The sequence below is a fragment of the Pseudomonas sp. IT-P100 genome (genome assembly GCF_949767185.1).
GTDB lineage: Bacteria > Pseudomonadota > Gammaproteobacteria > Pseudomonadales > Pseudomonadaceae > Aquipseudomonas > Aquipseudomonas fluorescens_B.
On sequence record NZ_CATKQK010000022.1, the window covers coordinates 406,501 to 433,111 of the forward strand.

The 26,611-nt window shown below is 60.6% G+C and carries 25 protein-coding genes; 14 read left to right on the forward strand and 11 right to left on the reverse strand.

What is annotated here, in order from left to right; all coding sequences use genetic code 11:
- Window positions 1-117: 117 nt before the first annotated feature.
- A complete protein-coding gene (lon, locus tag ACM6IQ_RS18035) occupies window positions 118-2,535 on the reverse strand; it encodes an endopeptidase La (RefSeq protein WP_414879464.1) in 2,418 nt (805 codons plus the stop codon).
- A gap of 279 nt (window positions 2,536-2,814) precedes the next feature.
- On the opposite strand from lon, the gene ACM6IQ_RS18040 reads away from it, so the two are divergent.
- Window positions 2,815-3,087, forward strand: coding sequence for a hypothetical protein (locus ACM6IQ_RS18040; protein ID WP_414879465.1), 273 nt, complete (start codon window positions 2,815-2,817; stop codon window positions 3,085-3,087).
- Window positions 3,088-3,243: 156 nt separating this feature from the next.
- On the opposite strand, the gene nagE is transcribed toward ACM6IQ_RS18040, so the two are convergent.
- The 7 genes from nagE to ACM6IQ_RS18075 all read right to left on the reverse strand — a co-directional run bounded on the left by nagE (window position 3,244) and on the right by ACM6IQ_RS18075 (window position 12,020).
- On the reverse strand, window positions 3,244-4,959 hold the full coding sequence (nagE, locus tag ACM6IQ_RS18045; protein ID WP_017340281.1) for an N-acetylglucosamine-specific PTS transporter subunit IIBC: 1,716 nt from the start codon (window positions 4,957-4,959) through the stop codon (window positions 3,244-3,246).
- A 29-nt stretch (window positions 4,960-4,988) separates the two neighbouring features.
- Complete coding sequence (ptsP, locus tag ACM6IQ_RS18050; protein WP_414879466.1) at window positions 4,989-7,505, reverse strand: phosphoenolpyruvate--protein phosphotransferase; 2,517 nt, start codon at window positions 7,503-7,505, stop codon at window positions 4,989-4,991.
- Window positions 7,506-7,537: 32 nt separating this feature from the next.
- Entirely contained in the window at window positions 7,538-8,548 is a 1,011-nt protein-coding gene (locus tag ACM6IQ_RS18055; protein WP_414879639.1) for an SIS domain-containing protein, read from the reverse strand.
- The gene (gene nagA, locus ACM6IQ_RS18060) at window positions 8,541-9,647 is read right to left on the reverse strand and encodes an N-acetylglucosamine-6-phosphate deacetylase (RefSeq protein ID WP_414879467.1); all 1,107 of its coding nucleotides are present in this window, start codon (window positions 9,645-9,647) and stop codon (window positions 8,541-8,543) included. The genes ACM6IQ_RS18055 and nagA overlap by 8 nt, the downstream gene beginning before the upstream one ends.
- Window positions 9,648-9,678: 31 nt before the next feature.
- Window positions 9,679-10,410 (reverse strand): GntR family transcriptional regulator, encoded by a 732-nt coding sequence (locus tag ACM6IQ_RS18065; RefSeq protein WP_017340277.1) that lies wholly within the window; start codon window positions 10,408-10,410, stop codon window positions 9,679-9,681.
- A gap of 446 nt (window positions 10,411-10,856) precedes the next feature.
- Window positions 10,857-11,360, reverse strand: a complete 504-nt coding sequence (locus ACM6IQ_RS18070) for a L,D-transpeptidase family protein (RefSeq protein ID WP_017340276.1) — start codon at window positions 11,358-11,360, stop codon at window positions 10,857-10,859.
- Between the two features lie 108 nt (window positions 11,361-11,468).
- Window positions 11,469-12,020: an NUDIX hydrolase gene (locus ACM6IQ_RS18075; RefSeq protein ID WP_017340275.1), complete on the reverse strand. Its 552-nt coding sequence runs from the start codon at window positions 12,018-12,020 to the stop codon at window positions 11,469-11,471.
- Between the two features lie 146 nt (window positions 12,021-12,166).
- Between ACM6IQ_RS18075 and ACM6IQ_RS18080 the strand changes: the two genes are divergently transcribed.
- From ACM6IQ_RS18080 to purT, 5 genes are all read left to right on the forward strand, one after another.
- Entirely contained in the window at window positions 12,167-12,766 is a 600-nt protein-coding gene (locus tag ACM6IQ_RS18080) for a CoA pyrophosphatase (RefSeq protein WP_017340274.1), read from the forward strand.
- A gap of 50 nt (window positions 12,767-12,816) precedes the next feature.
- Entirely contained in the window at window positions 12,817-13,341 is a 525-nt protein-coding gene (locus ACM6IQ_RS18085) for a gamma carbonic anhydrase family protein (protein ID WP_007954617.1), read from the forward strand.
- Window positions 13,338-13,553 (forward strand): DUF1289 domain-containing protein, encoded by a 216-nt coding sequence (locus tag ACM6IQ_RS18090; RefSeq protein WP_414879468.1) that lies wholly within the window; start codon window positions 13,338-13,340, stop codon window positions 13,551-13,553. Before ACM6IQ_RS18085 ends, ACM6IQ_RS18090 begins: the two co-directional genes overlap by 4 nt.
- A 211-nt stretch (window positions 13,554-13,764) precedes the next feature.
- The gene (locus ACM6IQ_RS18095) at window positions 13,765-14,232 is read left to right on the forward strand and encodes a preQ0 transporter (protein WP_017340272.1); all 468 of its coding nucleotides are present in this window, start codon (window positions 13,765-13,767) and stop codon (window positions 14,230-14,232) included.
- Window positions 14,233-14,331: 99 nt separating this feature from the next.
- Window positions 14,332-15,513: a formate-dependent phosphoribosylglycinamide formyltransferase gene (purT, locus tag ACM6IQ_RS18100; protein ID WP_414879469.1), complete on the forward strand. Its 1,182-nt coding sequence runs from the start codon at window positions 14,332-14,334 to the stop codon at window positions 15,511-15,513.
- A gap of 111 nt (window positions 15,514-15,624) precedes the next feature.
- On the opposite strand, the gene ACM6IQ_RS18105 is transcribed toward purT, so the two are convergent.
- The 3 genes from ACM6IQ_RS18105 to ACM6IQ_RS18115 form a co-directional block, all read right to left on the reverse strand.
- Window positions 15,625-16,941, reverse strand: coding sequence for an MFS transporter (locus ACM6IQ_RS18105; protein WP_017340270.1), 1,317 nt, complete (start codon window positions 16,939-16,941; stop codon window positions 15,625-15,627).
- 329 nt (window positions 16,942-17,270) lie between these two features.
- A complete protein-coding gene (locus tag ACM6IQ_RS18110) occupies window positions 17,271-18,506 on the reverse strand; it encodes a transporter associated domain-containing protein (protein ID WP_414879470.1) in 1,236 nt (411 codons plus the stop codon).
- A gap of 12 nt (window positions 18,507-18,518) precedes the next feature.
- Window positions 18,519-19,331, reverse strand: coding sequence for an inner membrane protein YpjD (locus tag ACM6IQ_RS18115; protein WP_017340268.1), 813 nt, complete (start codon window positions 19,329-19,331; stop codon window positions 18,519-18,521).
- 195 nt (window positions 19,332-19,526) lie between these two features.
- On the opposite strand from ACM6IQ_RS18115, the gene ffh reads away from it, so the two are divergent.
- The 8 genes from ffh to ACM6IQ_RS18155 all read left to right on the forward strand — a co-directional run bounded on the left by ffh (window position 19,527) and on the right by ACM6IQ_RS18155 (window position 26,585).
- Window positions 19,527-20,903 (forward strand): signal recognition particle protein, encoded by a 1,377-nt coding sequence (gene ffh / locus ACM6IQ_RS18120; RefSeq protein WP_017340267.1) that lies wholly within the window; start codon window positions 19,527-19,529, stop codon window positions 20,901-20,903.
- Between the two features lie 250 nt (window positions 20,904-21,153).
- Window positions 21,154-21,405, forward strand: coding sequence for a 30S ribosomal protein S16 (rpsP, locus tag ACM6IQ_RS18125; RefSeq protein WP_003198088.1), 252 nt, complete (start codon window positions 21,154-21,156; stop codon window positions 21,403-21,405).
- Window positions 21,406-21,410: 5 nt separating this feature from the next.
- The gene (rimM, locus tag ACM6IQ_RS18130; RefSeq protein WP_017340266.1) at window positions 21,411-21,947 is read left to right on the forward strand and encodes a ribosome maturation factor RimM; all 537 of its coding nucleotides are present in this window, start codon (window positions 21,411-21,413) and stop codon (window positions 21,945-21,947) included.
- Between the two features lie 2 nt (window positions 21,948-21,949).
- Window positions 21,950-22,702 carry a tRNA (guanosine(37)-N1)-methyltransferase TrmD gene (gene trmD, locus ACM6IQ_RS18135; RefSeq protein ID WP_007897583.1) on the forward strand — a complete coding sequence of 251 codons (753 nt, stop codon included), beginning with the start codon at window positions 21,950-21,952 and terminating at the stop codon, window positions 22,700-22,702.
- A 45-nt stretch (window positions 22,703-22,747) separates the two neighbouring features.
- Window positions 22,748-23,098 carry a 50S ribosomal protein L19 gene (gene rplS, locus ACM6IQ_RS18140; protein ID WP_003175895.1) on the forward strand — a complete coding sequence of 117 codons (351 nt, stop codon included), beginning with the start codon at window positions 22,748-22,750 and terminating at the stop codon, window positions 23,096-23,098.
- A 99-nt stretch (window positions 23,099-23,197) separates the two neighbouring features.
- Entirely contained in the window at window positions 23,198-24,094 is an 897-nt protein-coding gene (gene xerD, locus ACM6IQ_RS18145) for a site-specific tyrosine recombinase XerD (RefSeq protein WP_008025604.1), read from the forward strand.
- A gap of 320 nt (window positions 24,095-24,414) precedes the next feature.
- Window positions 24,415-25,146 carry a bifunctional protein-disulfide isomerase/oxidoreductase DsbC gene (gene dsbC / locus ACM6IQ_RS18150; protein WP_017340265.1) on the forward strand — a complete coding sequence of 244 codons (732 nt, stop codon included), beginning with the start codon at window positions 24,415-24,417 and terminating at the stop codon, window positions 25,144-25,146.
- 134 nt (window positions 25,147-25,280) lie between these two features.
- On the forward strand, window positions 25,281-26,585 hold the full coding sequence (locus tag ACM6IQ_RS18155; RefSeq protein ID WP_414879471.1) for a homoserine dehydrogenase: 1,305 nt from the start codon (window positions 25,281-25,283) through the stop codon (window positions 26,583-26,585).
- Window positions 26,586-26,611: the final 26 nt, after the last annotated feature.

Here is a 26,611-nt window from a genome sequence, read left to right on the forward strand (position 1 = left end):
GTTTGGCGATCAATTCAATAGGAGGTAACTGTCACATCTGACAGTTACTTAGCTTTATTAGGAATAAGAGTAGTTCGCCAGCACACTTGCAGTGCATGCATGATGGCGAACATCCTGTCAGAACAAAATTTTCGCCACATCCGCAAAACGCTTGGCGAAATGCACGGTAATCCCTTCCTTCAGGTAATCCGGCAACTCATCAAAGCTTCCACGGTTAGGCTCCGGCAAGATCAATTCAAAAATTTTCTGCCGCCGCGCCGCAATGACCTTTTCACGCACCCCGCCAATCGGCAAGACATGCCCGGTCAGCGTCAGTTCGCCGGTCATGGCCACGCCTTTTTTCGGCGGCTGATTGCGTGCAAGCGAAAGCAAGGCACTGGCCATGGTCACGCCGGCACTTGGGCCGTCTTTCGGAGTGGCGCCTTCCGGGACGTGCAGGTGGACGAAGGCTTCGTCGAAGAACTTCGGATCCCCGCCAAACGACTTCAGGTTGGAGCTGACATAGCTGTAGGCGATTTCCGCCGACTCTTTCATCACGTCGCCCAGTTGCCCGGTGAGTTTGAAGCCCCGGTTGAGCGTGTGAATCCGCGTCGCTTCGATCGGCAGGGTCGCGCCGCCCATACTGGTCCAGGCCAGGCCTGTGATCACACCGGTACCCGACAGCACTTGCTCGTTACGGAACACCGGATGGCCGAGTGAGGCTTCGAGGTCTTTCGGTCCGATTTTGATCACTGCTTTTGGTTCGTCGATCAACTTCACCACGGCTTTACGCACCAGTTTGCCCAGTTGTTTTTCCAACTGGCGCACCCCGGCCTCACGGGCGTAGCCATCGATCAGGGCTTTCAAGGCACTGTCACTGATGGCCAGGCTGCCTTTCGACACGCCGGCCTTCTCCAGTTGCTTGGGCCACAAGTGGCGCTTGGCAATGGCGATTTTTTCTTCGGTGATGTAACCCGACAGGCGAATCACTTCCATCCGGTCCAGCAACGGGCCGGGGATTGAATCGAGGGTGTTGGCAGTGCAGACGAACAGCACTTTCGACAGGTCCAGACGCAGGTCCAGGTAGTGGTCGAGGAATTCGACGTTCTGTTCCGGGTCGAGGGTTTCCAGCAGCGCCGAGGCCGGGTCGCCCTGGTAGCTCTGGCCCATCTTGTCGATCTCGTCGAGCATGATCACCGGGTTCATCACTTCGACGTCTTTCAACGCCTGCACCAGTTTGCCCGGTTGCGCGCCGATGTAGGTGCGGCGGTGGCCCTTGATCTCGGCTTCGTCGCGCATGCCGCCGAGGCTGAAACGATAGAACGGCCGGCCAAGGGATTCGGCGATGGATTTACCGACGCTGGTCTTGCCCACGCCGGGCGGACCCACCAACAGCACGATGGAGCCGCTGATTTCACCTTTATAGGCACCGACCGCGAGGAATTCGAGGATGCGGTCCTTGATGTCGTCCAGGCCGGCGTGGTGTTTGTCCAGGACCTTGCGCGCGTGCTTGAGGTCGAGTTTGTCCTCGCCGTACACGCCCCATGGCACCGAGGTGGCCCAGTCGAGGTAGTTGCGGGTGACCGCGTACTCCGGCGACCCGGTTTCGAGGATCGACAGCTTGTTCATTTCCTCCTCGATGCGCTTCTGCGCTTGCGTCGACAGGACCTTGCCTTCCAGACGCTGCTCGAACTGTTCGATGTCAGCGCTGCGGTCATCTTTGGTCAGGCCCAGCTCTTGCTGGATGACCTTCAGTTGTTCCTTGAGGAAGAACTCGCGCTGGTGCTCACCGATCTTGCGGTTCACTTCGGCGGAAATCTCTTTTTGCAGACGCGCGACCTCGACTTCCTTGCGCAGCATCGGCAGGACTTTCTCCATGCGCTTGAGCATCGGCACGCAGTCGAGCACTTCCTGCAACTCGCTGCCAGTCGCCGAGGTCAGGGCGGCGGCGAAGTCGGTCAGGGGTGACGGATCGTTGGGGCTGAAGCGGTTGAGGTAGTTTTTCAGCTCTTCGCTGTACAGCGGGTTGAGCGGCAGCAGTTCCTTGATCGCGTTGATCAGCGCCATACCGTAGGCCTTGACCTCATCGGTCGGCTCGGTCGGCTGGTGCGGGTATTCGACTTCCACCAGGTACGGCGGGCGATGGTGCTTGAGCCAGGTGCGGATGCGCACGCGGGTCAGGCCCTGGGCGACGAATTGCAGTTTGCCGTTTTCGCGGCTGGCGTGATGCACCTTGACCAGCGTGCCGTAGAGGGGCAGGGCCGAGGTGTCGAAATGACGCGGGTCTTCCTGGGGCGTGTCCATGTAGAACAGGGCCAGGGAGTGGTGATCGGATTTGCTCACCAGATCCAGCGTTTCAGCCCACGGTTCTTCATTGACGATGACCGGCAGCACCTGGGCCGGGAAGAACGGGCGGTTGTGGATCGGGATGATGTAGACCTTGTCCGGCAGGTTCTGGCCGGGCAGGGCGAGGCCTTTGCCGGTGGAGTGGTGTTCGGCGTTCTCGGGGTCGGCGTACTCGCTCGGGTCTTCGGGGAATTCTTGCTGGTCGCTCATGGGGCACCTGCGCAATGGGGTATGGGTCTTAGATGGGGCAGGTGGGGGGTGGTTTCAATGGCAGGCGATTGTCAGCGGGTATTTCGTGATCGGCGTTCAGGTTTGAACAGGCTGATTTTTGGCTGGGTGATGAATCGTGAATCGGTGCCTCTCTCTGAGGTTAGTCACTGCATACCGTGTATCGGAAAATGATCCCATCCTGTTACTTCTGACAGTTGTTAGAAATGTAAGCAAAGGATTTGATACGGCTTCCATATAAAACATTCAAGGACTCTTACCATGGCTACCAAAAATTCAATTTCTATGCACGATTCCAACGGGAAGGAAATTCCTGACGGCGCCACTGCCCCTGCAGGCGATGTAAGTTTTAGTGGTACGACGAAATCCGACGAAGAAGTTTATGTGGAGGTTGGTGATCGTAAATTCAGCTTCAGCAGTCCGGATGGACAACTTCCAGTGACTACCATTCCACTAAAGGCAGGGCGCTATACCGCGCAGTTCCATTTTGTCCATTTGGATGAAAAGCAAAGCCGCACTTTTACATTGAAGTAATTGATGATGGACTGAAGCATCAAGTCTGTCGGGGTAAAAAGACACCGCTGCGCGTATCCCTCAGCGGTGTCATCCGTTCCGTTCCGTTCCGTTCCGTTCCGTTCCGTTCCGTTCCGTTGCGTCATGCGGATTCGATAATAAACGTGGCAGTTCCGCTCAAACCTTGGCGCTCACCTCGCTGCGATTGACCAATACCTCCAGTGCATCACTCAGACTCGCGGCCCTGTCGCCAACCAACAGATGCCAGACGCCGCCCTCCAATTGACTGACCCCCTGGCAACCCAGCGCCTTCAAATCACACTCTGAGAGCGCCTTGCCATCCGCCAGTTGCAGGCGAATCCGGGTCATGGCCACGCAATCCATCTGCAGCACGTTATCCCCGCCACCCAGCGCGTTCAGCCATTGCTGTGCTTCCGGCGTCGCCACGGCGGCCGGTGCAGGCGCGTCAATCGCGGCTGGCGGCGTGGAAATCACCGCGCGGCCCAGCGCCGGCATTGCCAAGCGAATTTCGTCGGCAATGCTGTCGGCCATCGGCCCGACGACCACCTGCAAACTCCCGCCCTTGCCCGGGCGCACCACGGCCATCGCGCCCAGGGCTTTCAACTCTGCATCGTTGGCCTTGGTGCGATCGACCATGTCCAGCCGCAACCGGGTGGTGCAGGCCCCCACGGTGATCAGGTTTTGCGCACCACCCAGCGCCTTGATGTACGCCCCGGCCCGTTCGTTTTCGGCCACCACCGCTTTCTCGGCCGTGGCGACCTCTTCACGGCCCGGCGTTTTCAGATTGAACCGACGAATGCAGAAATCAAACACCACGTAATAGATCACCGCATACGCCAACCCGACCGGAACCACCAGCCAGCCGTTGGTGGATTTGCCCCAGCCGAGAATCATGTCGATGAAGCCGCCGGAGAAGGTGAAACCGAGGTGGATGTTCAGCAGGTTGGTGATCGCCATCGACAGCCCCGTCAGCAGCGCATGCAGCAGGTACAAGAGCGGCGCGAGGAACATGAAGGCGAATTCGATCGGCTCGGTCACGCCGGTCAGGAACGAGGTCAGCGCCATCGACAGGAAAATCCCGCCCATGACTTTGCGCCGTTCCGGCAAGGCGTTGCGATACATCGCCAGGCAGGCGGCGGGCAGGCCGAAGATCATCACCGGGAACATGCCAGTCATGAACTGGCCGCCTTTCGGGTCACCGGCAAAGTAGCGCGTCAAGTCGCCGGTGATGACCGCGCCCGTGGTCGGGTCGGTGAAGTTGCCGAAGACGAACCACGCCATGTTGTTGAGGATATGGTGCAGCCCGGTGACGATCAGCAGGCGGTTGAACACGCCGAAGATGAAAGCGCCGAAGCTGCCGCTCTCCATCATCAAGGTGCCGAAGCTGTTGATGCCGTGCTGGATCGGTGGCCAGATCAAGCCGAAAACCACGCCCAGGCCGACAGCGGCGAACCCGGTGACAATTGGCACGAAACGCCGACCGCCGAAGAACGCCAGGTATTCCGGGAGCTTGATGTCCTTGAAGCGGTTGTACAGCGCGCCCGCCATCAAGCCGCTGACGATCCCGGCGAGCATGCCCATGTTGATGCTCGCGTCGAGCACCTTGAGGGTGGAGATCATCACCAGGTAGCCAATCACCCCGGCGAGGCCGGCGGTGCCGTTGTTGTCCTTGGCAAAACCGACCGCGATGCCGATGGCGAAGATCATCGCCAGGTTAGCGAAGATGACCTGGCCGGCGTCGTGGATGATTGCGATGTTCAGCAGATCGGTGTCGCCCAGACGCAGCAACAGGCCGGCGATCGGCAGGATCGCGATCGGCAGCATCAGCGCCCGGCCGAGGCGTTGCAGGCCTTCGATGAAATATTGGTACATGGCGGATCTCCCTGGATTCTTTTTGTTGTTCAGCTCAGAGGCCATTGCTGGTGACAGGCATGACGCACAGCTGCGGCGCTGCTCAGCTTGAGCAGGCTTTGGCTGATGCGTCGGCATTCGGCGGCGTCGAGGTGACGGACGCGGTCCTTGATTTCGCCAACCTGCACCGGGCTGACCGACAGCTCGCTGACGCCCAGGCCGATCAGGACCGGCGTGGCCAGCGGGTCAGAGGCGAGCGCACCGCACACGCCGACCCAGCGCTTATGCACCGCCGCACCGGCGCAGGTCTGAGCGATCAAGCGCAGCAGCGCTGGGTGCATCGCATCGACCCGCGAAGCGAGACCCGCGTGGTCGCGGTCCATGGCCAGGGTGTATTGCGACAGGTCGTTGGTGCCGATGGACAGGAAGTCCGCATGCTCGGCCAATTGCTCGGCCAGCAACGCGGCGGCCGGGACTTCGATCATCACCCCCAGCTCCGGGCGTTCACTCACACCCAGTTCAGAGCACAAGGCGTCGAGGCGCTGGCGGATGTGCAGCAGCTCGTCGACTTCGGTGATCATCGGCAGCAGGATCCGGCAGCGCGACAGCGGGCTGACGTGCAGCAGCGCTCGCAGTTGCTCATCGAGGATTTCCGGGCGGACCTGCGCCAGGCGAATGCCGCGCAGACCGAGCACCGGATTGGCTTCGGCGGGGAGCGGCAAATAGTCGAGTTGCTTGTCGCCACCCACGTCGATGGTGCGGATGATCACCGACTTCTCGCCCATGGCGTCGAGCACGGCTTGATAGGCGCTGCGCTGTTCTTCTTCGTCCGGTGCGGTGTTGCGGTCCACAAACAGAAACTCGGTACGCAGCAGGCCGACGCCATCGGCGCCATGGGCCAGCGCGTCGGCGGCCTCAGTGCTGGAAGCGACATTGGCGGCGACTTCAATGGTCAAGCCGTCGCGGGTCAATGCCGGGTGATGTGCCTGGGCTTGTTGCTCGGCGCGGCGCTGCTGATGGTCGAGTTGTGCCTGACGCACTTGAGATAAACGTTCGGCAGTCGGCAGCAGTTCCAGGCGACCGCTGTCGGCATCCAGCACCACCGCTTGGCCCTGTTGCTGATCCAGCAGTGTCGAACCCAGCGCGACCATGCACGGCAAGCCTTTGCCGCGGGCGAGAATCGCTACGTGGGACGTTGCCCCGCCCTCGGCCATGCACACCCCGGCGACGCCTTGATGGCTCAGTTGCAACAGATCGGATGGAGTCAGTTCATGGGCGGCGACGATGGCGCCGGCCGGTACTTCGTAATGCCAGGTTTCGCCGAGCAAGGCTCGCAGCACCCGTTGCTTGAGGTCGCGCAGGTCGTTGGCGCGTTCGGCCAGCAGCGGACTGCCGAGTTGCGCAAGCACCTCGCATTGCAGGTCGATCGACTGGCTCCAGGCGTGCGTCGCGGCCATGCCCCGGTCGATGGAGGCGTTCGCCGCATCCAGCAGCGCGGGGTCTTCGAGCAGCGCGAGGTGGGCAGCGAAAATCGCTTCTTCGTCGGTACGCTTGTGCTTTTTGGCTTGGGCCAGGGTGCTGCCGATTTCGCTGCGCACGACGGTCAGCGCGGTATCGAGGGCATGCAGTTGTTGTGCGGGGACGTGGCTGCCGGCATCCATCGGCAGGCTGATGGCGTTCAAGCGAAACAATGGCCCGCTGACCAGGCCGGGAGCGGCGCAGACACCATGCAGTACACCCGCTTCAGCCGTCCGGTTGCGTCGGTCAACCGGTGCTGGCGCAACCGAGTGACTGTCTTCGGCCAGCGCGGTGGATAACGCGATCAACAACGCTTGTAGCGCCGCTTCGGCGTCCGTGCCCTGGCAGCTGACCTGCACTTCATCCTGCTCGCCGACGGCCAGGCCCATCAGCCCGATCAGACTGTCGCAGGTCGCCGATTTACCGGCGAAGTGCAGCTGCGATTTGCTTTTGAAACCCTGAGCGGTCTGGCGAATCAACGCTGCCGGGCGAGCGTGGAGGCCGCCGCGATGCGCGATACGAATGTGGCCGACAAACGCTTCCCCGGACAAATCCGTTTCAGCCTGCGCCCCCGGTGCCTGCCGACGAATGATGTGCAGCAACGGCTCGCCGACCTTCACTGATTTCAGCGTGATCGGCCGGGCCTGGAAGTCCTGGCTGTTGGTCAGGATCATCAGGCTGACCAGGCTTTTGCACTGCTGCGCGACCCTGTCCAGGTCATAGCGCAACAGCGGTTGGCCGTTGCTGACCCGTGCGCCTTCCTTGACCAGCATCGAGAACCCTTCGCCCTGCAACTCGACGGTGTCGAGGCCCAGGTGCAGTAGCAGTTCGGCACCGTTGTCGGCGCGCAGGGTGATGGCGTGGCCGGTGCGGGCGACATGCACCACCACGCCGGCGCAGGGCGCATGAAGGGTGTCGTTCAGCGGATCGATGGCGATACCGTCGCCCATGGCGCCGCTGGCGAACACCGGGTCCGGGACTTTGGCAAGTGTAAGCACCGGGCCGCTGAGCGGGGCGCTGAGGGTCAGCTCTTTATTATTGTTGTGCATGGCTCGGTCTCATTAAAAATGCGGTTCTTCGCTTAGTGCGTGCGCGTCACTTTGCTTAAATGCCGTGGCTGATCCGGGTCCATGCCACGGGCGACTGCCAAACCGGCGGCCATGACATAGAAACTCTGGATCGCCAGAATCGGGTCAAGGGCGGGGTGTTCGGCGCGGGTCAGGGTCAGGTCGCGTTCGGCGATGTCATCCGGCGCGGCCAGCAACACACAGGCGCCGCGTTGGCGCATGTCGGCGGCGAGGCTGAGCAAACCCGCCTGTTCGGCGCCGCGTGGGGCGAACACCAGCAATGGATAGTTCTCGTTGATCAGCGCCATCGGCCCATGACGGACTTCGGCACTGCTGAAGGCTTCAGCCTGGATCGCCGAGGTTTCCTTGAATTTGAGCGCCGCTTCCTGGGCGATGGCAAAACCGGCACCCCGACCGATCACCATCAGACGCTGGCAGTCGCGCAGTGCATCGATGGCGAGGCTCCAGTCCTGTCGGGCGGCCTCGCGCAAACCGTCCGGTAGCGCAAGGCCGGCCTCCAGCAATTCCTCGTCGTGTTTCCAGTGCGCGATCAGGCGGGCGCTGGCACTGAGGGTGGCGATAAAACTCTTGGTCGCGGCGACGCTGCTTTCCGTCCCTGCGCACAGCGGCAGGCTGAACTCACACGCGGCTTCCAGCGGCGAGCTCTCGGCGTTGACCATGGCAATGCTCAAGGCGCCGCGCTTGCGCAGCAAGCGCAGGCTATTGACCAGATCGGGACTCTGACCGGACTGCGAGAACGCGAACGCCACCTGCCCGCTGACCTTCAAGGGCGCTTGCTGCATGGTCACCACCGACATCGGCATCGACGCCACGGGAATCCCGAGTTGCTGCATGGTCAGGTAGGCGAAGTAACTGGCGGCATGGTCGGAGCTGCCGCGAGCGACCGTCATCGCCACTTGCGGCGGCTGACGGCGCAGGCGTCCGGCGATCTCGATCATCTGCGGGTCGAGCTGCTGCAATTGCGCTTGCACGGCTTCGAACGAGGACAGCGCCTCTTCAAGCATTTTTGAAGTCAATGTCTTCTCCTTCGACCATGACGGCGGTCAGTGTGAGTGAGCGATCAAGCCGCACGCAGTCGGCCCAGGCGCCGGGTTGCAGGCGTCCGCGTTCAGTGAGGCCGAGGTAGTCGGCGGGAAATTGCGAAAGACGTTGCGAGGCCTCGCTGATCGGCAAACCGATCTTCACCAGATTGCGCAAGGCCTGATCCATGGTCAGCGTGCTGCCGGCCAGGGTGCCGTCGGGCAAGCGCACGCCGCCCAGGCATTTGGTCACGGTGTGGCTGCCGAGTTTGTATTCACCGTCGGGCATGCCGGCAGCGGCGGTGGAATCGGTGACGCAATACAGGCACGGGATCGAACGCAGGGCCACCCGCATCGCACCGGGGTGCACGTGCAGCAAGTCCGGAATCAGTTCCGCATATTGGGCATGGGCGAGCGCCGCGCCGACGATGCCGGGTTCGCGGTGGTGCAGCGGGCTCATGGCGTTGTAGAGGTGGGTGAAGCTGGTCGCGCCGGCGTTCAGCGCCGCCACGCCTTCCTCATAGCTGCCGAGGGTGTGACCGATTTGCATGCGCACGCCGCGAGCGCTGAGGGCACGGATCAAGGCGTCATGGCCGGCGATTTCCGGGGCAATGGTGATGACGCGGATCGGCGCCAGCGCCAGGTACTCTTCGACTTCGGCCATCAACGCGGTGTGGGCGAAATTCGGTTGGGCGCCGAGTTTTCCGGGGTTGATGTACGGGCCCTCCAGATGCACGCCGAGCACCCGGGCGCTGCCGCCGGGACGTCGCTCACAGAATTCGCCGACGGCTTTGAGCACGCTCGAAATCTCTTCGCTTGGCGCGGTCATGGTGGTCGCGAGCAGCGATGTCGTGCCGAAACGTACGTGGGTCCGGGTGATGGTTTCGAAGGCGGTCGCGCCTTCCATGATGTCTTTGCCGCCGCCGCCGTGAACGTGCAGGTCGATGAAACCTGGCAGCAGGTAAGGCAGGTCGTTGTCTGCCGGATCGCAGGGCTCGCCCTGGATCGACACGACCTTGCCGTGTTCGTGAATCAGCCGGCCGCGTATCCAGCCGCCGGCGGTGAGGATGTTGTCTTCGGGCATGATCGGTTCTCGGTTTGAGCAGCGAAGCGCTTTATCTACGAAGCTCTGCGACAAAGTCGTAGTAGTCGTTGCGGCAATAGGTGTCGGTGACTTCGATCGGCGTGTTGTCTTCGAGGTAGCCGACCCGGGTCATCAGCAACATGGCGGTGCCGGGGGCGATGCCGACCAGCGCGGCGAATTCGTCCGAGGCGTTGATCGCCTGAATGTGCTGCAAGGCGCGGACGATCGGTTTGCCGATGCCGTCGAGGTATTCGTAAAGGGAATCGCCCACGGCTTGCGGCTGGGGAATGATCGAGGCGGGCAGGGTGCTCATCTCGATCGCCATCACCGTGTCGTCGGCTTTGCGCAGGCGTTTGAGCCGCGCGACCTTGTCATTCGGTGACAGGCCGAGGCGGATCAGTTCTTCGTGGGTCGGCGGGGTGATTTCACGCTCCAGCCATTGCGAGCCGGGGACAAAACCCTTGAGCCGCAACATCTCGCTGAAACCCGAGAGGCGCGACAGCGGTTGTTCCAGGCGTGGGGTGATGAACGTGCCGGAGCCCTGATTGCGACGGATCAGTCCTTGATCGAACAGAACCTCCAACGCCTTGCGCGCGGTGACGCGGGAGATGCCCAGCAGTTCGCTCAGGTTGCGCTCCGACGGCATCGCCTGCTCGGCTTTCCACTGGCCGGCATGGATCGCCGCTTCCAGATTGCGCGCCAGTTGCAGGTACAGCGGCGTGGGCTGGGTGTCGTCAGGACGGAGTGCCTGGAGGTCATTCATGTGAGGTGTCCGATGCGGATATTGGAATGTTGTCGCCCGGTAGTGCAGCGAAAACTAATACCACTTAAATACCATGTCAATGCCAGTACTTTGCTCTGGACGTGGGGAGGCCCGCCCCGTTGTGCGGCGTAAATGCGCTTTGGTTTCAAGTGGTATTAGGGGTGGGTTTTTTTAAAGCAAAGATCGCAGCCTTCTGCAGCGCCTGCGGGGGGGAATGGTATCTACCCTGCAGGCGCTGCCGAAGGCTGCGATCTTTTGAATTTATTTTTCGAAGGCGACCGAAGGTAGCGGTCAGAACACGAAGCCGCCAGCGATGCGATCCACTGTGGCGAGGGAGCTTGCTCCCGCTGGGTCGCAAAGCGGCCCTACAACCAGAAAATGCGGTGTCAGACAGAATTTGGGGCTGCTTCGCAGCCCAGCGGGAGCAAGCTCCCTCGCCACAGGGGTTACGGGCGGATTTCGATCATCGTGCCGTCAGGCACCAACCCCCAGACTTCACGCATGTCCATGTTGCGCATGGCGATGCAGCCGTCGGTCCAGTCCAGCGTGTGGAACAGGTTTTCCGGGTAGTCGTAGGTGTCGGGCGTGCCGTGGATCATGATCATGCCACCAGGCTCGACGCCTTCGCGCCGGGCGCGGGCAGAGTCGCTGACGTTCGGATAGGAAATGTGCATCGCCAGGTTGAACCGGTCACTGACCTTGCGCCAGTCTACCCAGTAAAACCCCTCGGGCGTGCGCTTGTCGCCTTCCATCAGCTTGGCACCCTTGGGCTGTTTGCCCAGGGAAATGCGGTAGGTGCGCAGCGGTTTGCCGTCGGCGATCAATTGCAATTGATGGGCGGATTTGAGCACCAGTACTTTTTCGATGGATTTGCCATCCAGGGTGACCACGGTGGACGCCTGGGACACGACAGCGAACGACAGGCAAAACAGGGCAAGCAACCAGCGCATTGAAACGATATCCCTAAGAGTGTCGCGACTATATTAGTTATAGATGTCTTTGCAGGAGCTGCCGCAGGCTGCGATCTTTTGGCGACCTGCAGAAGTTCCGAATTGAAATCAAGTAATGGCAGGCTGAGCAAGCGGCGGGATCGACTCGGACCGTACGGGGTAGACCTCGGTCCGCCGGTCAGCGAAGAAGCATTCTAAGGTACGGCCCACCGTGCGGAAAGCCAGGTCGGACCACGGGATGTCAGCTTCGTCGAAAAGTCCCACTTCCAGGCTCTCGGGGCCGGCGGAAAAATCCAGGTCGACCAGTTCGGCGCGGAAGAACACATGCACCTGACTGATGTGCGGCACGTCGATGAGCGTATAGATGCTCAGGTTGCGCACCCGCGCACAGGCTTCTTCAGCCGTTTCGCGAATGGCCGCCTGCTCGATGGTTTCGCCGTTCTCCATGAAACCGGCGGGCAGGGTCCAGTAACCGAGCCGTGGCTCGATGGCGCGTCGGCACAGCAACACTTTCGAGCCCCAGGTCGCCACGCAGCCGGCGACGATATTGGGGTTCTGGTAGTGAATGGTGTGACAACTGTCACAGACAAAACGCAGACGCGAATCGCCTTCCGGAATGCGTTGGGCCACCGGGTTGCCGCACTGACTGCAAAATTTCATGCTTGGGTTCCTGAATGCTGCGCCTATCTTGGCGTGCGGCGGTGTCTGTCGGCAAGTTGTCGTTTCGCGACACGCGGCAGTTCGGGGGTTGGGCGGTCGATGTGATTGGTGCATGATGCGAGGTAGAGAATAAATCGAGAAGACTCATGCTGGACGAGATACTGCATCGAGTAAGCAACCACACCCCCCGCACACTGGAAACCGACAAGCGTTTCCCTGAGGCTGCGGTACTGGTGCCCATTACTCGCAGTGATGAACCGGAACTGGTTCTGACCCTGCGCGCCAGCGGGCTCTCGACCCATGGCGGTGAAGTCGCCTTCCCGGGCGGACGACGGGACCCCGAAGACCCTGACCTGATTTTCACCGCACTGCGCGAAGCCGAAGAAGAAATCGGCTTGCCGCCGGGGCTGGTCGAAGTGATCGGCCCGTTGAGCCCGCTGATCTCCCTGCACGGCATCAAGGTCACCCCTTATGTCGGCGTGATTCCGGATTTCGTCGAGTACCTGGCCAACGACGCCGAGATCGCTGCGGTGTTCAGTGTTCCCTTGGAGTTCTTCCGCAAGGACCCTCGTGAACATACCCACCGCATCGATTACCAGGGCCGCAGCTGGTACGTGCCGAGTTATCGTTATGGCGAGTACAAGATCTGGGGCCTGACGGCGATCATGATCGTCGAGTTGATCAACCTGCTCTATGACGCCAAAATCAGCCTGCACCAGCCGCCCAAGAATTTTATCAACACCTGAAGCCATCATATGGCGTGAGACGCGGCTGCCTGAGCCTTGAGGACAACAAGATGAAATACCGCCTGGGCGACGCCCGCGTCGAGACCCATCCACAGAGCTGGGTCGCCCCCAATGCCGTGCTGGTGGGCAAGGTCAAACTGGAAGAGGGCGCCAACGTCTGGTTTAACGCCGTGTTGCGTGGCGACAATGAACTGATCCTGATCGGCAAGAACAGCAACGTCCAGGACGGCACTGTGATGCACACCGACATGGGCTACCCGCTGACCATCGGCACCGGTGTGACCATCGGCCACAACGCCATGCTTCACGGCTGCACCGTGGGTGATTACAGTCTGATCGGCATCAATGCGGTGATTCTCAACGGTGCGAAGATCGGCAAGAACTGCATCATCGGCGCCAACTCTCTGATCGGTGAGGGCAAGGAAATCCCGGACGGTTCGCTGGTCATGGGCTCGCCCGGCAAGGTCGTGCGCGAACTGACCGAGCCGCAAAAGAAAATGCTGGAGGCCAGCGCTGCGCACTATGTGCATAACTCGCAGCGTTATGCCCGCGATCTGGTCGAGCAGGAAGAATGAGCACGCCAGAACGCCCGGTCCTATCGCCCTGCGTGAATATCTGTGCGCTGGACGACGATGACATTTGCACCGGGTGTCAGCGCACCGTGGAAGAGATCACGCGCTGGAGCCGGATGAGCAACGAAGAGCGCCGGGTGGTGTTAGGGTTGTGCCATGAACGGGCCAAGTCCAGCGGATTGCTCTGGATGCTGCCTTCCAAATCCGATTCCTGAGCCTTGTTGGTTTCTTTGCTCAACGAGGTCCTTGTGGCGAGGGAGCTTGCTCCCGCTGGGCTACGAAGCAGCCCCAAACGATCTCTGACACCGCATTCTCTGATTTCAGGGCCGCTTCGCGCCCCAGCGGGAGCAAGCGCCCTCACCACAGGTTATTTGTAAACCCGAGATGGTAATCTGTGCGCCAAATTGACAGGTATCCCCCCGCCCCATGTTCTTCCTGATCGCCTACATCAGCAGCGTCGTACTGATCAACTACGCCTTCTCCACCGCGCCGCACCTGGACATCATCTGGTCCGCCTGGGGCGGTTTGGTGTTTGTGCTGCGCGACATGGTGCAAACCCGCTTCGGCCATGGTGCGATCGTGGCCATGCTGGCGGCGCTGGTGCTGTCGTACGTCACGTCCGATCCTTCCATCGCACTGGCCAGTGCCACGGCCTTCGCTGTGTCCGAATGCATCGACTGGCTGGTATTCAGCATCACCAAGCGTCCGCTGCACGACCGCCTGTGGATAAGTTCGGCCCTGAGCATTCCCCTCGATACCTTCATCTTTTTCGGCATGATCGACGCCTTCACCCCGGCCGTGATCCTCACCGCCATGGGTTCGAAGTTCGCCGGCGTGACCGCAGTGTGGCTGATCATGGCCTGGCGCTTGCGCAAACAGGCTGTCGCCAGCTGAAGCCAAACCCTCAGGTTCATGTAAAATGCCGCGCTTTCTCCCCATGGGAAGCGTGCCAGGCACTGCTCCCTCGATGATCCGCTCCTTTGAGGACCTGAGATGACCCGTATCGGAACTCCATTGTCGCCAACCGCGACCCGCGTATTGATGTGTGGCTGTGGTGAGTTGGGCAAGGAAGTGGTAATCGAGCTGCAACGCCTGGGCGTTGAAGTGATTGCCGTCGACCGTTACGCCAACGCGCCGGCCATGCAAGTCGCTCATCGCAGCCATGTGATCAACATGCTCGACGGCGCCGCCCTGCGTGCAGTGATCGAAGCCGAGAAACCGCACTTCATCGTGCCGGAAATCGAAGCCATCGCCACCGCGACCCTGGTCGAACTGGAAGCCGAAGGCTTCACCGTGATCCCGACCGCGCGCGCCGCGCAACTGACCATGAACCGTGAAGGCATCCGTCGCCTGGCGGCTGAAGAGCTGGGCTTGCCGACGTCGCCATACTACTTCGCCGACACGTTCGAGGATTACAGCAAGGCCGTTCAGGATCTGGGTTTCCCGTGCGTGGTCAAGCCGGTCATGAGTTCGTCGGGCAAAGGCCAGAGCCTGCTGCGCAGCACCGACGATGTGAAAACCGCGTGGGACTACGCACAAGAAGGCGGTCGCGCCGGTAAAGGTCGCGTGATCATCGAAGGCTTCATCGACTTCGACTACGAAATCACCCTGCTGACCGTGCGTCACGTCGGTGGCACCACATTCTGCGCGCCGGTCGGTCACCGTCAGGAGAAGGGCGACTACCAGGAATCCTGGCAGCCGCAAGCCATGAGCCCGGTTGCCCTGGCGGAATCCGAGCGTGTGGCCAAAGCGGTCACTGAAGCCTTGGGCGGTCGTGGTCTGTTTGGCGTCGAGCTGTTCATCAAAGGCGATCAGGTGTGGTTCAGCGAAGTCTCGCCGCGTCCGCACGACACTGGCCTGGTGACCCTGATTTCTCAGGACCTGTCACAGTTCGCGCTGCACGCGCGGGCGATTCTGGGGCTGCCGATTCCATTGATCCGTCAGTTCGGGCCTTCGGCTTCGGCAGTGATCCTGGTGGAAGGGCAATCGACCCAGACCGCCTTCGCCAATCTGGGTGCTGCGTTGAGCGAGCCGGATACGGCGTTGCGTCTGTTTGGCAAGCCTGAGGTGAATGGCCAGCGGCGGATGGGTGTGGCGCTGGCGCGGGATGAGTCGATCGAGGCTGCTCGCGCTAAAGCGACCCGTGCTTCTCAGGCTGTTGTTGTAGAGCTGTAAACCCAGGCGCGACTATCGCCAGCAGGCTGGCTCCCACATGGAAAATTGGTCTACACAAATCTGTGACCACAATAACCCTGTGGGAGCCAGCCTGCTGGCGATGCTTCCGATTCAGGCAACCCGATTCAAATCGTTATTACGCGTCTCCTTCAGGCACAGCACCGCAATCAGACTCAGCACCGCCGCCCCCGACACATACCCGCCGACATAACTCAAACCGCCCATCGCCACCAGCTTCTGCGCAAAGAACGGCGCTGCCGAGGCTCCGACAATGCCGCCCAGGTTGTAGGCCGCTGACGCGCCGGTATAGCGCACGTGTGTCGGAAACAGCTCCGGCAGCAGCGCCCCCATCGGCGCGAACGTCACGCCCATCAGAAACAACTCGATGCACAGGAACAGCGCCACGCCCCAGGTCGAGCCTTGGGTCAGCAGCGGCTCCATCAAGAATCCGGACAGAATCGCCAGAACTCCCCCGATGATCAGTACCGGTTTGCGCCCGTAACGGTCACTGGCCCATGCCGACAACGGCGTCGCAGCGGCCATGAACAGCACGGCGAAGCACAGCAGCGCGAGGAAGGTTTCACGGGTGTAGCCGAGCGTCGACACGCCATAACTCAGCGAAAACACCGTCGAAATGTAAAACAGCGCATAGCACACCACCATCGAGCCCGCGCCCAACAGCATCGGTGCCCAATACTGGCTGAACAGCTCGACCAGGGGGATCTTGACCCGTTCCTGACGGGCCATGGCATTGGCGAAAACCGGGGTTTCGTGGAGTTTCAAGCGTACATACAGGCCGACCATCACCAGGGCGGCGCTGAGCAGGAACGGAATTCGCCAGCCCCACGAACGGAACTGTTCATCGTCCAAAGTCATTGCCAGCGTCAGGAACAAACCGTTGGCGGCGAGAAAGCCGATCGAAGGGCCGAGCTGTGGAAACATGCCGAACCAGGCGCGCTTGCCCTTGGGCGCATTCTCCGTCGCCAGCAATGCCGCGCCGCCCCATTCGCCGCCCAGCCCCAAACCCTGGCCGAAGCGCAGCACGCAGAGCAGGATCGGCGCCCAGGCTCCGATGCTGTCGTAACCCGGCAGCACGCCGATCAGCGTGGTGCACACGCCCATCAGTAGCAAGGAGGCGACCAGGGTCGATTTGCGCCCGATGCGGTCACCGAAGTGGCCGAACAGCGCGGAGCCCAGCGGTCGAGCCAGGAAGGCGATACCGAAGGTGAGAAACGCCGAGAGCATCTGGGCGGTGCCGGAGGTCTGCGGAAAGAACACCGGCCCGATCACCAACGCAGCGGCAGTGGCATACACGTAGAAGTCGTAGAACTCGATGGCGGTGCCGATGAAACTCGCGGTCGCCACGCGGGTGGCGGAGTTGGTCGGTTGGGCGGGCGTGGTTTCGGTGTAAGTCGTGCTGGTCGTCATGCGGTTATCCCTGACAGTCATGTGCCCCAGTGGAGCGAATTATTATGGTCAAACACCCAGGGATGTGGGTTTGAAGCGAAGTGCGGGTAGCACGGGGGTGGGGCGGGGCTTGGGTAAGCTGGATCGATTATAGGAAGGAGGCTAACGATCAAACAAGGGCCAGAGGCGGGTGATGGCTTTCGTGGCGAGGGAGCTTGCTCCCGCTCGGGCGCGCAGCGGCCGCAAAATGGCTGGATGCGTTTTATCAGGATAATTCTGCTGTTGTGATTGGGTCTGCTTTGCAGTCCGGCGGGAGCAAGCTCCCTCGCCACGGAGGTCTGAGTCAGGCCTTAGATGACAACCGGCACTGAGCTGGTATGCCAGATCAAAACCCGAGTGACGCGATTGTCCTCGGTCTCCAGAATCTCCAGCCGGTAACGCCCGATCTTCAGGCACACCGCGCTGTCCGGAATCGTCTCCAGCGCCTCGGTCACCAGCCCGTTGAGGGTTTTCGGGCCATCACTGGGCAAGTGCCAGCCGAGGCTTTTGTTCAGGTCGCGAATCGATGCCGCACCATCGATCACCAGGCGTCCGTCGGCCTGCGGATGAATGTGCGGGTTGTGCAGGCTGTGCTGGCTTTCGAATTCGCCGACGATTTCTTCGAGAATGTCTTCCAGGGTGACGATGCCCAGCACCTCGCCGTACTCGTCGACCACCATGCCCAGGCGGCGCTGTTGCTTGTGGAAATTCAGCAGTTGCAGCTGCAGTGGCGTGCTTTCAGGTACGAAATACGGGTCGTGACACGCGGCCAGCAGTGCTTCGCGAGTGAGTTGGCCATCGGGCAGCAGGTGGCGGATCTGTCGGGTGTTGAGCACCGCCTCGACCTGATTGATGTCGCTGTGGAAAACCGGCAGGCGCGTGCGCCGATTGGCCCGCAGCTGTTCGATGATCTCTTCGATCGAGTCGTCGAGGTTGATTCCGTCGACATCACTGCGCGGCACCAGAATGTCGTTGACCGTAATGTTGTCCAGCGCATGGATGCCCGCCACCGGATGCGGGCGACAGACAGGGTGTTCAAGGTCGTCGCGACGATCATTCGGCGTTTCGTCTTCGCTCTGCTGCACCACGTTGGCTTTGCGCGCAAACGGTCGCATCAGCAACTGGCTGGTGCCATTGAGTAGCCAGGCGGCCGGGTAAATGATTTTCAGTGGTGCGCCGAGCAGGGTGTTGCCCAGGGACAGGATCGCGTCAGGGTAGCGGCTGGCGAGGGTGCGAGGCAGGTAGTCGGCGAATATCAGAAGAATCACGCCGGCGCCGACGCAAGCCGCCCATGGACCATTTTCGGCCCAGGTGAAAATCGCCAGCAAGGTGCTGATGACCACCACTAGCGCGCGGCACAGGGTGTTACAGAAAATCAGGCTGTTGAGCGGAAAACTCAGCCTCGCCACCGGCTTGTCACTGGCGCGCGAGGCCGTGCGTTGGGCCAGCAAGTGCTGATGTGCCGCTTCGATGGCGGTGAACAGCCCCGCCCATAAAATCAACAGGGCCACTACAGCGAGCATCGGCCCTATGGGCAAGTCGTCCATTAATGCCGCCCGTCAGATGTGCAGGATGTATTCACGGACCAGCTTGCTGCCGAAATACGCCAGCATCAGCAGGCAGAAACCGGCGAGGGTCCAGCGAATGGCCTTGTGTCCGCGCCAGCCGAGGCGGTTTCGACCCCAGAGCAGCACGCTGAAGACAATCCAGGCCAGGCACGCCAGCAGGGTTTTGTGCACCAGATGCTGGGCGAACAGGTTGTCGACAAACAGCCAGCCAGAGATCAGTGACATCGACAACAGCGTCCAGCCGGCCCAGAGGAAACCGAACAGCAGGCTTTCCATGGTTTGCAGCGGCGGGAAGTTCTTGATCAGTCCGGACGGATGCTTGTGCTTGAGTTGATGGTCCTGAACCAGCAATAGCAAGGCCTGGAACACCGCGATGGTGAACATGCCGTAAGCCAGGATCGACAACAGGATGTGCGCGAGGATGCCCGGCTCTTCGTCGATGATCTGCACCGTACCGGCCGGGGCAAACTGCGCCAGCAGCACGGTCGCGGCGCCCAGCGGGAACAGCAGTGTCAGCAGGTTTTCCACCGGGATCCGCGAGCAGGCCAGCAGGGTCAGGGCGATGACCGCGGCGGCGATCAGGCTGGCGGCACTGAAGAAGTCCAGGCCAAGGCCTATGGGCGTCAGCAGATGGTTGAACAGGCTGGCGCTGTGAGCCAGCACGGCCAACACGCCGAGCGTCACCAGCAGGCGCTTGTTCGCCTTGGCGCCGGTGGCCAAGCGAGTGCCTTGATAGAGGGTCGCAGCGGCATATAAGCAGGCGGCGGCGAGAGTGGTCAGTAAACTGGGTGACAAGGGGAGCATAAATCCTGTTAGGCAAGCCCGAAAGGCGCTGAGTTTGGCATAGAACCGACGCGTCACGAAAGTGCGAGGTGTCCGCCAGTCGCAGTCTTCGCTATAATCCGCGACCTGCCCACGCCGCAGGCTCGCCGAGCACATGTTGATTCCGGTCTGGGCCGCCATTATCCCGGTCTACACAGGGCCTGAAAGGATCGCGCAATGTTTGAAAACTTAACCGACCGTCTCTCGCAGACGCTGCGCCATGTCACCGGCAAGGCCAAGCTGACCGAGGACAACATCAAAGACACCCTGCGCGAAGTGCGTATGGCGTTGCTCGAAGCCGACGTCGCCTTGCCGGTGGTGAAGGACTTCGTCAATTCGGTCAAGGAACGCGCCGTCGGCACCGAGGTGTCGCGCAGCCTGACGCCGGGCCAGGCCTTCGTGAAGATCGTCCAGGCCGAACTCGAAAGCCTGATGGGCGCGGCCAACGAAGACCTGAACCTGAGCGCCGTTCCGCCCGCCGTCGTGTTGATGGCCGGTTTGCAGGGTGCGGGTAAGACCACCACCGCCGGCAAACTTGCGCGCTTCCTTAAAGAGCGCAAGAAGAAGTCGGTCATGGTCGTGTCCGCGGACGTTTACCGTCCTGCGGCAATCAAGCAGCTGGAAATGCTCGCCGGTGAAGTGGGTGTTACCTTCTTCCCGTCCGACCTGAGCCAGAAGCCGGTCGAGATCGCGCAAGCGGCCATTAAAGAAGCAAAGCTCAAGTTCATTGATGTGGTCATCGTCGATACCGCCGGTCGCCTGCACATCGACGAAGAAATGATGGGCGAGATCAAGGCGCTGCACGCCGCGATCAACCCGGTCGAAACGCTGTTCGTGGTCGACGCCATGACCGGCCAGGACGCCGCCAACACGGCCAAGGCCTTCGGCGATGCACTGCCGCTGACCGGTGTGATCCTGACCAAGGTCGACGGCGACGCCCGTGGCGGTGCCGCGCTGTCGGTTCGCGCCATCACCGGCAAGCCGATCAAGTTCATCGGTATGGGCGAGAAGAGCGAAGCGCTCGAACCGTTCCACCCTGAGCGTATCGCGTCGCGCATCCTCGGCATGGGCGACGTGCTCAGCCTGATCGAACAGGCCGAAGCGACTCTCGACAAGGACAAGGCCGACAAACTGGCCAAGAAGCTGAAGAAGGGCAAGGGCTTCGACCTCGAAGACTTCCGTGATCAGTTGCAACAGATGAAGAACATGGGCGGCCTCGGTGGCCTCATGGACAAACTGCCGAATATCGGTGGCGTGAACCTGGCGCAGATGGGCAATGCCCAAGGTGCGGCAGAGAAACAATTCAAGCAAATGGAAGCCATCATCAATTCCATGACCCCGGCCGAGCGCCGCGACCCTGAGCTGATCAGCGGTTCGCGCAAGCGCCGGATCGCCATGGGTTCCGGCACCCAGGTGCAGGACATCGGTCGCTTGATCAAGCAGCACAAGCAGATGCAGAAGATGATGAAGAAGTTCTCCGCAAAAGGCGGAATGGCCAAAATGATGCGCGGCATGGGCGGTATGTTGCCCGGCGGCGGCATGCCGAAAATGTAAAGAATCCGCGCCGGCAGTCATGTCGGCGCAGACCCGCAGGGATGCGGGATCTCCAGCAAACCCGCACTTGGCGGGAGCTGACTGGCCGTTTTCAACGACGGCTCTATAGCAAATCTGGATGGCGGCCGATAGACCGCCGGAAAAAGTCATTTGCAAAAGTCCGGATATTCCTTAGAATATGCGGCCTTTCGGGCACCTATGCCCGCTGTGCCTTTAGATTTGCAGCACCGACTACAGGAACGATGTTCACATGCTAACAATCCGTCTTGCCCTTGGCGGCTCCAAAAAGCGCCCGTTTTACCACTTGACCGTAACCGACAGCCGCAACCCGCGCGACGGTTCGCACAAGGAACAGGTTGGTTTCTTCAACCCTGTTGCTCGTGGTCAAGAAGTTCGTCTGTCCGTGAACCAAGAGCGCGTAGCCTACTGGCTGAGCGTTGGTGCACAACCTTCTGAGCGCGTTGCTCAGTTGTTGAAGGAATCTGCTAAGGCTGCGGCCTGAGCAATATGAACGCGACGCCAGCTGTTGCTGATGATTTGATCGTTATCGGCAAAATTTATTCTGTTCATGGCGTTCGCGGCGAAGTGAAGGTGTATTCCTTTACTGATCCAATCAAGAACCTGCTGGACTACAAAACCTGGACGCTCAAGCGTGACGGCAATGTAAAGCAGGTCGAGCTGGTCAGCGGACGCGGGAATGACAAGTTCCTGGTCGCAAAGCTCAAGGACCTCGATGATCGTGAAGAAGCTCGTCTTCTGGCCGGTTATGAGATCTGCGTGCCGCGCAACCTGTTCCCTGAACTGACCGACGGCGAGTACTACTGGTACCAGCTGGAAGGTCTCAAGGTCATCGACACCCTCGGGCAACTGTTCGGGAAGATCGATCACCTGCTGGAGACCGGCTCGAACGATGTCATGGTGGTCAAGCCTTGCGCTGGCAGCCTGGATGATCGCGAACGCCTGTTGCCCTATACGGAGCAATGCGTGTTGGCCATCGACCTGGCAGCAGGCGAGATGAAGGTGGATTGGGACGCGGACTTCTAAACGTGGCTAATTTGCGCGTAGAAGTGATCAGTTTGTTTCCCGAGATGTTCTCCGCCATCAGCGAGTACGGCATCACCAGTCGGGCGGTGAAACAGGGGCTCTTGCAGCTCACCTGTTGGAATCCGCGAGACTACACGACGGATCGACATCACACTGTGGATGATCGCCCATTTGGCGGTGGTCCGGGCATGGTGATGAAGATCAAGCCCCTGGAAGATGCTCTGGTTCAGGCCAAGGCAGCAGCCGGGGAGGCGGCGAAGGTGATTTACCTGTCCCCCCAAGGCCGTCAACTGACTCAGTCGGCGGTACGCGAGTTGGCGAATCTGGATGCATTGATCCTGATTGCCGGCCGCTATGAAGGCATTGACGAGCGTTTTATTGATGCTCATGTCGATGAAGAGTGGTCGATTGGCGACTATGTACTGTCTGGCGGCGAGCTGCCGGCGATGGTCCTGATCGATGCGGTTACACGACTGCTGCCTGGAGCTTTAGGGCATGCGGACTCCGCCGAGGAAGATTCCTTTACGGATGGTTTGCTGGATTGCCCGCACTACACCCGACCGGAGGTGTATGCGGATCAGCGTGTTCCCGACGTATTGCTAAGTGGCAATCACGCGCACATCCGGCGTTGGCGTTTACAGCAGTCCCTTGGTAGGACCTTTGAACGACGCGCCGATCTTCTGGAAAGCCGCTCGCTTTCTGGAGAAGAGAAGAAGCTGCTCGAGGAATACATCCGCGAGCGGGACGATAGTTAACAACGTATCGATGGTAGATCCGACGATTTACCTTAGGAGCACAGCATGACTAACAAAATCATCCTTGCACTCGAAGCAGAGCAGATGACCAAAGAAATCCCTACCTTTGCCCCGGGCGACACCATTGTCGTTCAGGTGAAAGTGAAGGAAGGCGACCGTTCGCGTCTGCAAGCGTTCGAAGGTGTTGTTATCGCCAAGCGTAACCGCGGCGTAAACAGTGCTTTCACCGTTCGTAAAATCTCCAACGGTGTTGGCGTAGAGCGTACTTTCCAGACCTACAGCCCGCAAATCGACAGCATGGCCGTTAAACGTCGCGGTGACGTACGTAAAGCCAAGCTGTACTACCTGCGTGACCTGTCCGGTAAAGCAGCTCGCATCAAGGAAAAACTGGCTTAAGTCCAGCTTCCGATGCAGAAAAAAGCAGCCTACGGGCTGCTTTTTTGTTGCCTGCGATTTATCTTCCATGGCCGTACTGTCGGTCTTGCCTGAGTCTTTATGCCCGCCATCGATCATCCTTTGATAGACCAGTTTCTCGACGCGCTGTGGCTGGAGAAAGGTCTCTCCGATAACACCCGGGATGCCTATCGCAGTGACCTGGCCCTGTTCAACGGCTGGTTGCAGGAGAAGGGGCTGGAGTTGATCAACGCCGGCCGCGAATTGATCCTCGATCACTTGGCCTGGCGTCTGGAGCAGAACTACAAACCCCGCTCCACCGCGAGATTTCTCTCGGGCGTGCGTGGTTTTTATCGCTACCTGCTGCGGGAAAAGTTGATCGCGGTTGATCCGACCTTGCGCGTCGATATGCCTCAACTTGGTAGGCCGTTGCCAAAATCTCTGTCGGAAGCAGACGTGGAAGCGCTGTTGAAGGCTCCGGACTTGAGCGAAGCGATCGGCCAGCGAGACCGCGCCATGCTGGAAGTGCTTTACGCCTGCGGCCTGCGGGTGACGGAGCTGATCAGCCTGACGCTGGAGCAGGTCAACCTGCGCCAGGGCGTGTTGCGAGTGATGGGCAAGGGCAGCAAGGAGCGGCTGGTGCCGATGGGCGAGGAGGCGATTGTCTGGGTCGAGCGTTATATGCGCGACGCCCGTGGCGAACTGCTCGGTGGACGTCCCAGCGACGTACTGTTTCCCAGCCAGCGCGGCGAGCAGATGACGCGCCAGACCTTCTGGCACCGTATCAAGCACCAAGCCAAGGTCGCCGGAATCGGCAAATCACTGTCGCCGCACACCCTGCGCCATGCCTTCGCCACGCACCTGCTCAACCACGGCGCCGATTTGCGGGTGGTGCAAATGCTCCTCGGCCATAGCGATTTGTCGACCACTCAGATCTACACCCACGTCGCCCGTGCGCGTTTGCAGGATCTGCATGCCAAACACCACCCGCGCGGATAGTGGTTTCCCAATGGATGAGCGGTGGCCTCTGTGGCGAGGGAGTTTGCTCCCGCTGGGTCGCGCAGCGGCCCCAAACCATATCTATCGGTCATTCAGAAGCATGGGGTGTCCGTTCAGCGACTGCTGTGCCCGGGCGCGGATCGGTCGACGGGAGCAAGCGAGTATTGCCAAATTGCACCGTGAGATGTCCTGCGTCACCCGCATTCGGCCCCACGGGCCTTATGTGGTAGGCTTTGCCGGTTTGCACGATGGGCGGTTATGACCCGGTGTTTCGGCACGGGCGTTCTGATCGTCCCATTTGTCCGCCTTCAGGAGTTCTCATGCGTCTGACCCAGATTTTCGCCGCCGCAGCCATTGCGTTGGTCAGCACCTTTGCCGTCGCCGATGACGCGGCCGACAAAGCCATTCGTAAAAGCCTGGAAACCCTCCAGCTCGAAGTGCCGGTAGAAAGCATTTCCGCCAGTCCTCTGCCCGGACTGTATGAAGTCAAACTGCAAGGCAGCCGCGTGCTCTATGCCAGCGCCGATGGCCAGTATGTCGTCCAGGGCTACATGTTTCAGCTCAAGGACGGTAAACCGGTCAACCTGACCGAAAAAACCGAACGCCTGGGCGTTTCCAAACTGGTCAACGCGATTCCGGTCGCGGAAACCGTGGTCTACCCGGCCATCGGCGAAACCAAATCGCACATCACCGTCTTCACCGACACCACCTGCCCGTACTGCCACAAACTGCATGCCGAAGTACCTGAGCTGAACAAGCGCGGCATCGAGGTGCGTTACGTCGCGTTCCCGCGCCAGGGCCTGGGCTCGCCGGGTGACGAACAGCTGCAAGCGGTCTGGTGCTCGAAAGACAAGAAAGCCGCCATGGACAAAATGGTCGACGGCAAGGAAATCAAGGCCGCCAAGTGCGATAACCCGGTTTCCAAGCAGTTCGCCCTCGGTCAGTCGATCGGCGTGAACGGTACACCGGCCATCGTTTTGGCCGACGGTCAGGTCATTCCGGGCTACCAGCCTGCGCCACAAGTCGCCAAACTGGCGCTGGGCGCGAAGTAAATTCGCATCGTCACGGCCAGCCTTTGACGATCATGGTCCGGCGGCAACATTTGCCGGGTCATCAATAGAGAGCCGCGAGCATGCGGCTGTTTTCACGGCCGGCCTTGAGTCGGCCGTTTCATGGGGAGTTCACAGTGAAACCGGTCAAAGTAGGCATCTGTGGGTTAGGGACCGTCGGTGGCGGTACCTTCAACGTACTTCAGCGCAACGCCGAGGAAATTGCTCGTCGTGCCGGGCGTGGAATCGAAGTGGCACAAATTGCCATGCGCACGCCAAAGCCTCAGTTCCAAACGACCGGTATTGCGATTACCAACGATGTCTTCGAAGTGGCCACGAACCCAGAGATCGACATCGTTATAGAGCTGATGGGCGGCTATACCGTTGCCCGCGAGCTGGTACTCAAGGCCATCGAGAATGGCAAGCATGTGGTCACCGCGAACAAGGCACTGATTGCCGTTCACGGTAATGAGATTTTCGCCAAGGCTCGCGAGAAAGGCGTGATCGTGGCATTCGAAGCGGCTGTAGCCGGCGGCATTCCGGTGATCAAGGCGATCCGTGAAGGCCTGTCCGCCAACCGTATCAACTGGGTCGCCGGTATCATCAACGGCACCGGCAACTTCATCCTCACCGAGATGCGCGAGAAGGGTCGCCCCTTCGAAGACGTACTCGCCGAGGCGCAAGCCCTGGGGTACGCCGAAGCCGATCCGACCTTCGACGTTGAAGGCATCGACGCGGCCCACAAGCTGACGATCCTGGCCTCCATCGCGTTCGGCATCCCGCTGCAATTCGACAAGGCTTACACCGAAGGTATCACCAAGCTGACCACGGCTGACGTGAATTACGCCGAAGCGCTGGGCTACCGCATCAAGCACCTGGGCGTGGCGCGCAGCACCGCGGCCGGTATCGAACTGCGCGTGCACCCGACGCTGATCCCGGCCGATCGCCTGATCGCCAACGTCAACGGCGTGATGAACGCGGTAATGGTCAACGGTGACGCTGCCGGTTCGACCCTGTTCTACGGCGCCGGCGCCGGCATGGAGCCGACCGCATCGTCGGTGATCGCCGACCTGGTGGACGTGGTTCGCGCCATGACCTCCGACCCGGAAAACCGCGTGCCGCATCTGGCGTTCCAGCCGGATTCGCTGTCGGCGCATCCGATCCTGCCGATCGAAGCCTGCGAAAGCGCTTACTACCTGCGCATTCAGGCCAAGGACCATCCGGGCGTGCTGGCTCAGGTCGCGAGCATCCTGTCGGAGCGCGGCATCAACATCGAATCGATCATGCAGAAAGAAGTCGAAGAGCATGACGGTCTGGTGCCGATGATCCTGCTGACTCACCGTGTGCTGGAACAGCACATGAACGACGCGATCGCCGCCCTCGAAGCCCTGACAGGTGTAGTCGGTCCGGTTGTACGGATCCGCGTCGAGCACCTGAACTAAGCCGTTATCGTTCACCGGGCCTGCGT

What these genes read in the sequence shown, in the direction of transcription:
- lon (WP_414879464.1), bottom strand. Translation starts at nt 2,535, where the DNA reads ATGAGCGACCAGCAAGAATTCCCCGAAGACCCGAGCGAGTACGCCGAC.
- ACM6IQ_RS18040 (WP_414879465.1), top strand. Translation starts at nt 2,815, where the DNA reads ATGGCTACCAAAAATTCAATTTCTATGCACGATTCCAACGGGAAGGAA.
- nagE (WP_017340281.1), bottom strand. Translation starts at nt 4,959, where the DNA reads ATGTACCAATATTTCATCGAAGGCCTGCAACGCCTCGGCCGGGCGCTG.
- ptsP (WP_414879466.1), bottom strand. Translation starts at nt 7,505, where the DNA reads ATGCACAACAATAATAAAGAGCTGACCCTCAGCGCCCCGCTCAGCGGC.
- ACM6IQ_RS18055 (WP_414879639.1), bottom strand. Translation starts at nt 8,548, where the DNA reads ATGCTTGAAGAGGCGCTGTCCTCGTTCGAAGCCGTGCAAGCGCAATTG.
- nagA (WP_414879467.1), bottom strand. Translation starts at nt 9,647, where the DNA reads ATGCCCGAAGACAACATCCTCACCGCCGGCGGCTGGATACGCGGCCGG.
- ACM6IQ_RS18065 (WP_017340277.1), bottom strand. Translation starts at nt 10,410, where the DNA reads ATGAATGACCTCCAGGCACTCCGTCCTGACGACACCCAGCCCACGCCG.
- ACM6IQ_RS18070 (WP_017340276.1), bottom strand. Translation starts at nt 11,360, where the DNA reads ATGCGCTGGTTGCTTGCCCTGTTTTGCCTGTCGTTCGCTGTCGTGTCC.
- ACM6IQ_RS18075 (WP_017340275.1), bottom strand. Translation starts at nt 12,020, where the DNA reads ATGAAATTTTGCAGTCAGTGCGGCAACCCGGTGGCCCAACGCATTCCG.
- ACM6IQ_RS18080 (WP_017340274.1), top strand. Translation starts at nt 12,167, where the DNA reads ATGCTGGACGAGATACTGCATCGAGTAAGCAACCACACCCCCCGCACA.
- ACM6IQ_RS18085 (WP_007954617.1), top strand. Translation starts at nt 12,817, where the DNA reads ATGAAATACCGCCTGGGCGACGCCCGCGTCGAGACCCATCCACAGAGC.
- ACM6IQ_RS18090 (WP_414879468.1), top strand. Translation starts at nt 13,338, where the DNA reads ATGAGCACGCCAGAACGCCCGGTCCTATCGCCCTGCGTGAATATCTGT.
- ACM6IQ_RS18095 (WP_017340272.1), top strand. Translation starts at nt 13,765, where the DNA reads ATGTTCTTCCTGATCGCCTACATCAGCAGCGTCGTACTGATCAACTAC.
- purT (WP_414879469.1), top strand. Translation starts at nt 14,332, where the DNA reads ATGACCCGTATCGGAACTCCATTGTCGCCAACCGCGACCCGCGTATTG.
- ACM6IQ_RS18105 (WP_017340270.1), bottom strand. Translation starts at nt 16,941, where the DNA reads ATGACGACCAGCACGACTTACACCGAAACCACGCCCGCCCAACCGACC.
- ACM6IQ_RS18110 (WP_414879470.1), bottom strand. Translation starts at nt 18,506, where the DNA reads ATGGACGACTTGCCCATAGGGCCGATGCTCGCTGTAGTGGCCCTGTTG.
- ACM6IQ_RS18115 (WP_017340268.1), bottom strand. Translation starts at nt 19,331, where the DNA reads ATGCTCCCCTTGTCACCCAGTTTACTGACCACTCTCGCCGCCGCCTGC.
- ffh (WP_017340267.1), top strand. Translation starts at nt 19,527, where the DNA reads ATGTTTGAAAACTTAACCGACCGTCTCTCGCAGACGCTGCGCCATGTC.
- rpsP (WP_003198088.1), top strand. Translation starts at nt 21,154, where the DNA reads ATGCTAACAATCCGTCTTGCCCTTGGCGGCTCCAAAAAGCGCCCGTTT.
- rimM (WP_017340266.1), top strand. Translation starts at nt 21,411, where the DNA reads ATGAACGCGACGCCAGCTGTTGCTGATGATTTGATCGTTATCGGCAAA.
- rplS (WP_003175895.1), top strand. Translation starts at nt 22,748, where the DNA reads ATGACTAACAAAATCATCCTTGCACTCGAAGCAGAGCAGATGACCAAA.
- xerD (WP_008025604.1), top strand. Translation starts at nt 23,198, where the DNA reads ATGCCCGCCATCGATCATCCTTTGATAGACCAGTTTCTCGACGCGCTG.
- dsbC (WP_017340265.1), top strand. Translation starts at nt 24,415, where the DNA reads ATGCGTCTGACCCAGATTTTCGCCGCCGCAGCCATTGCGTTGGTCAGC.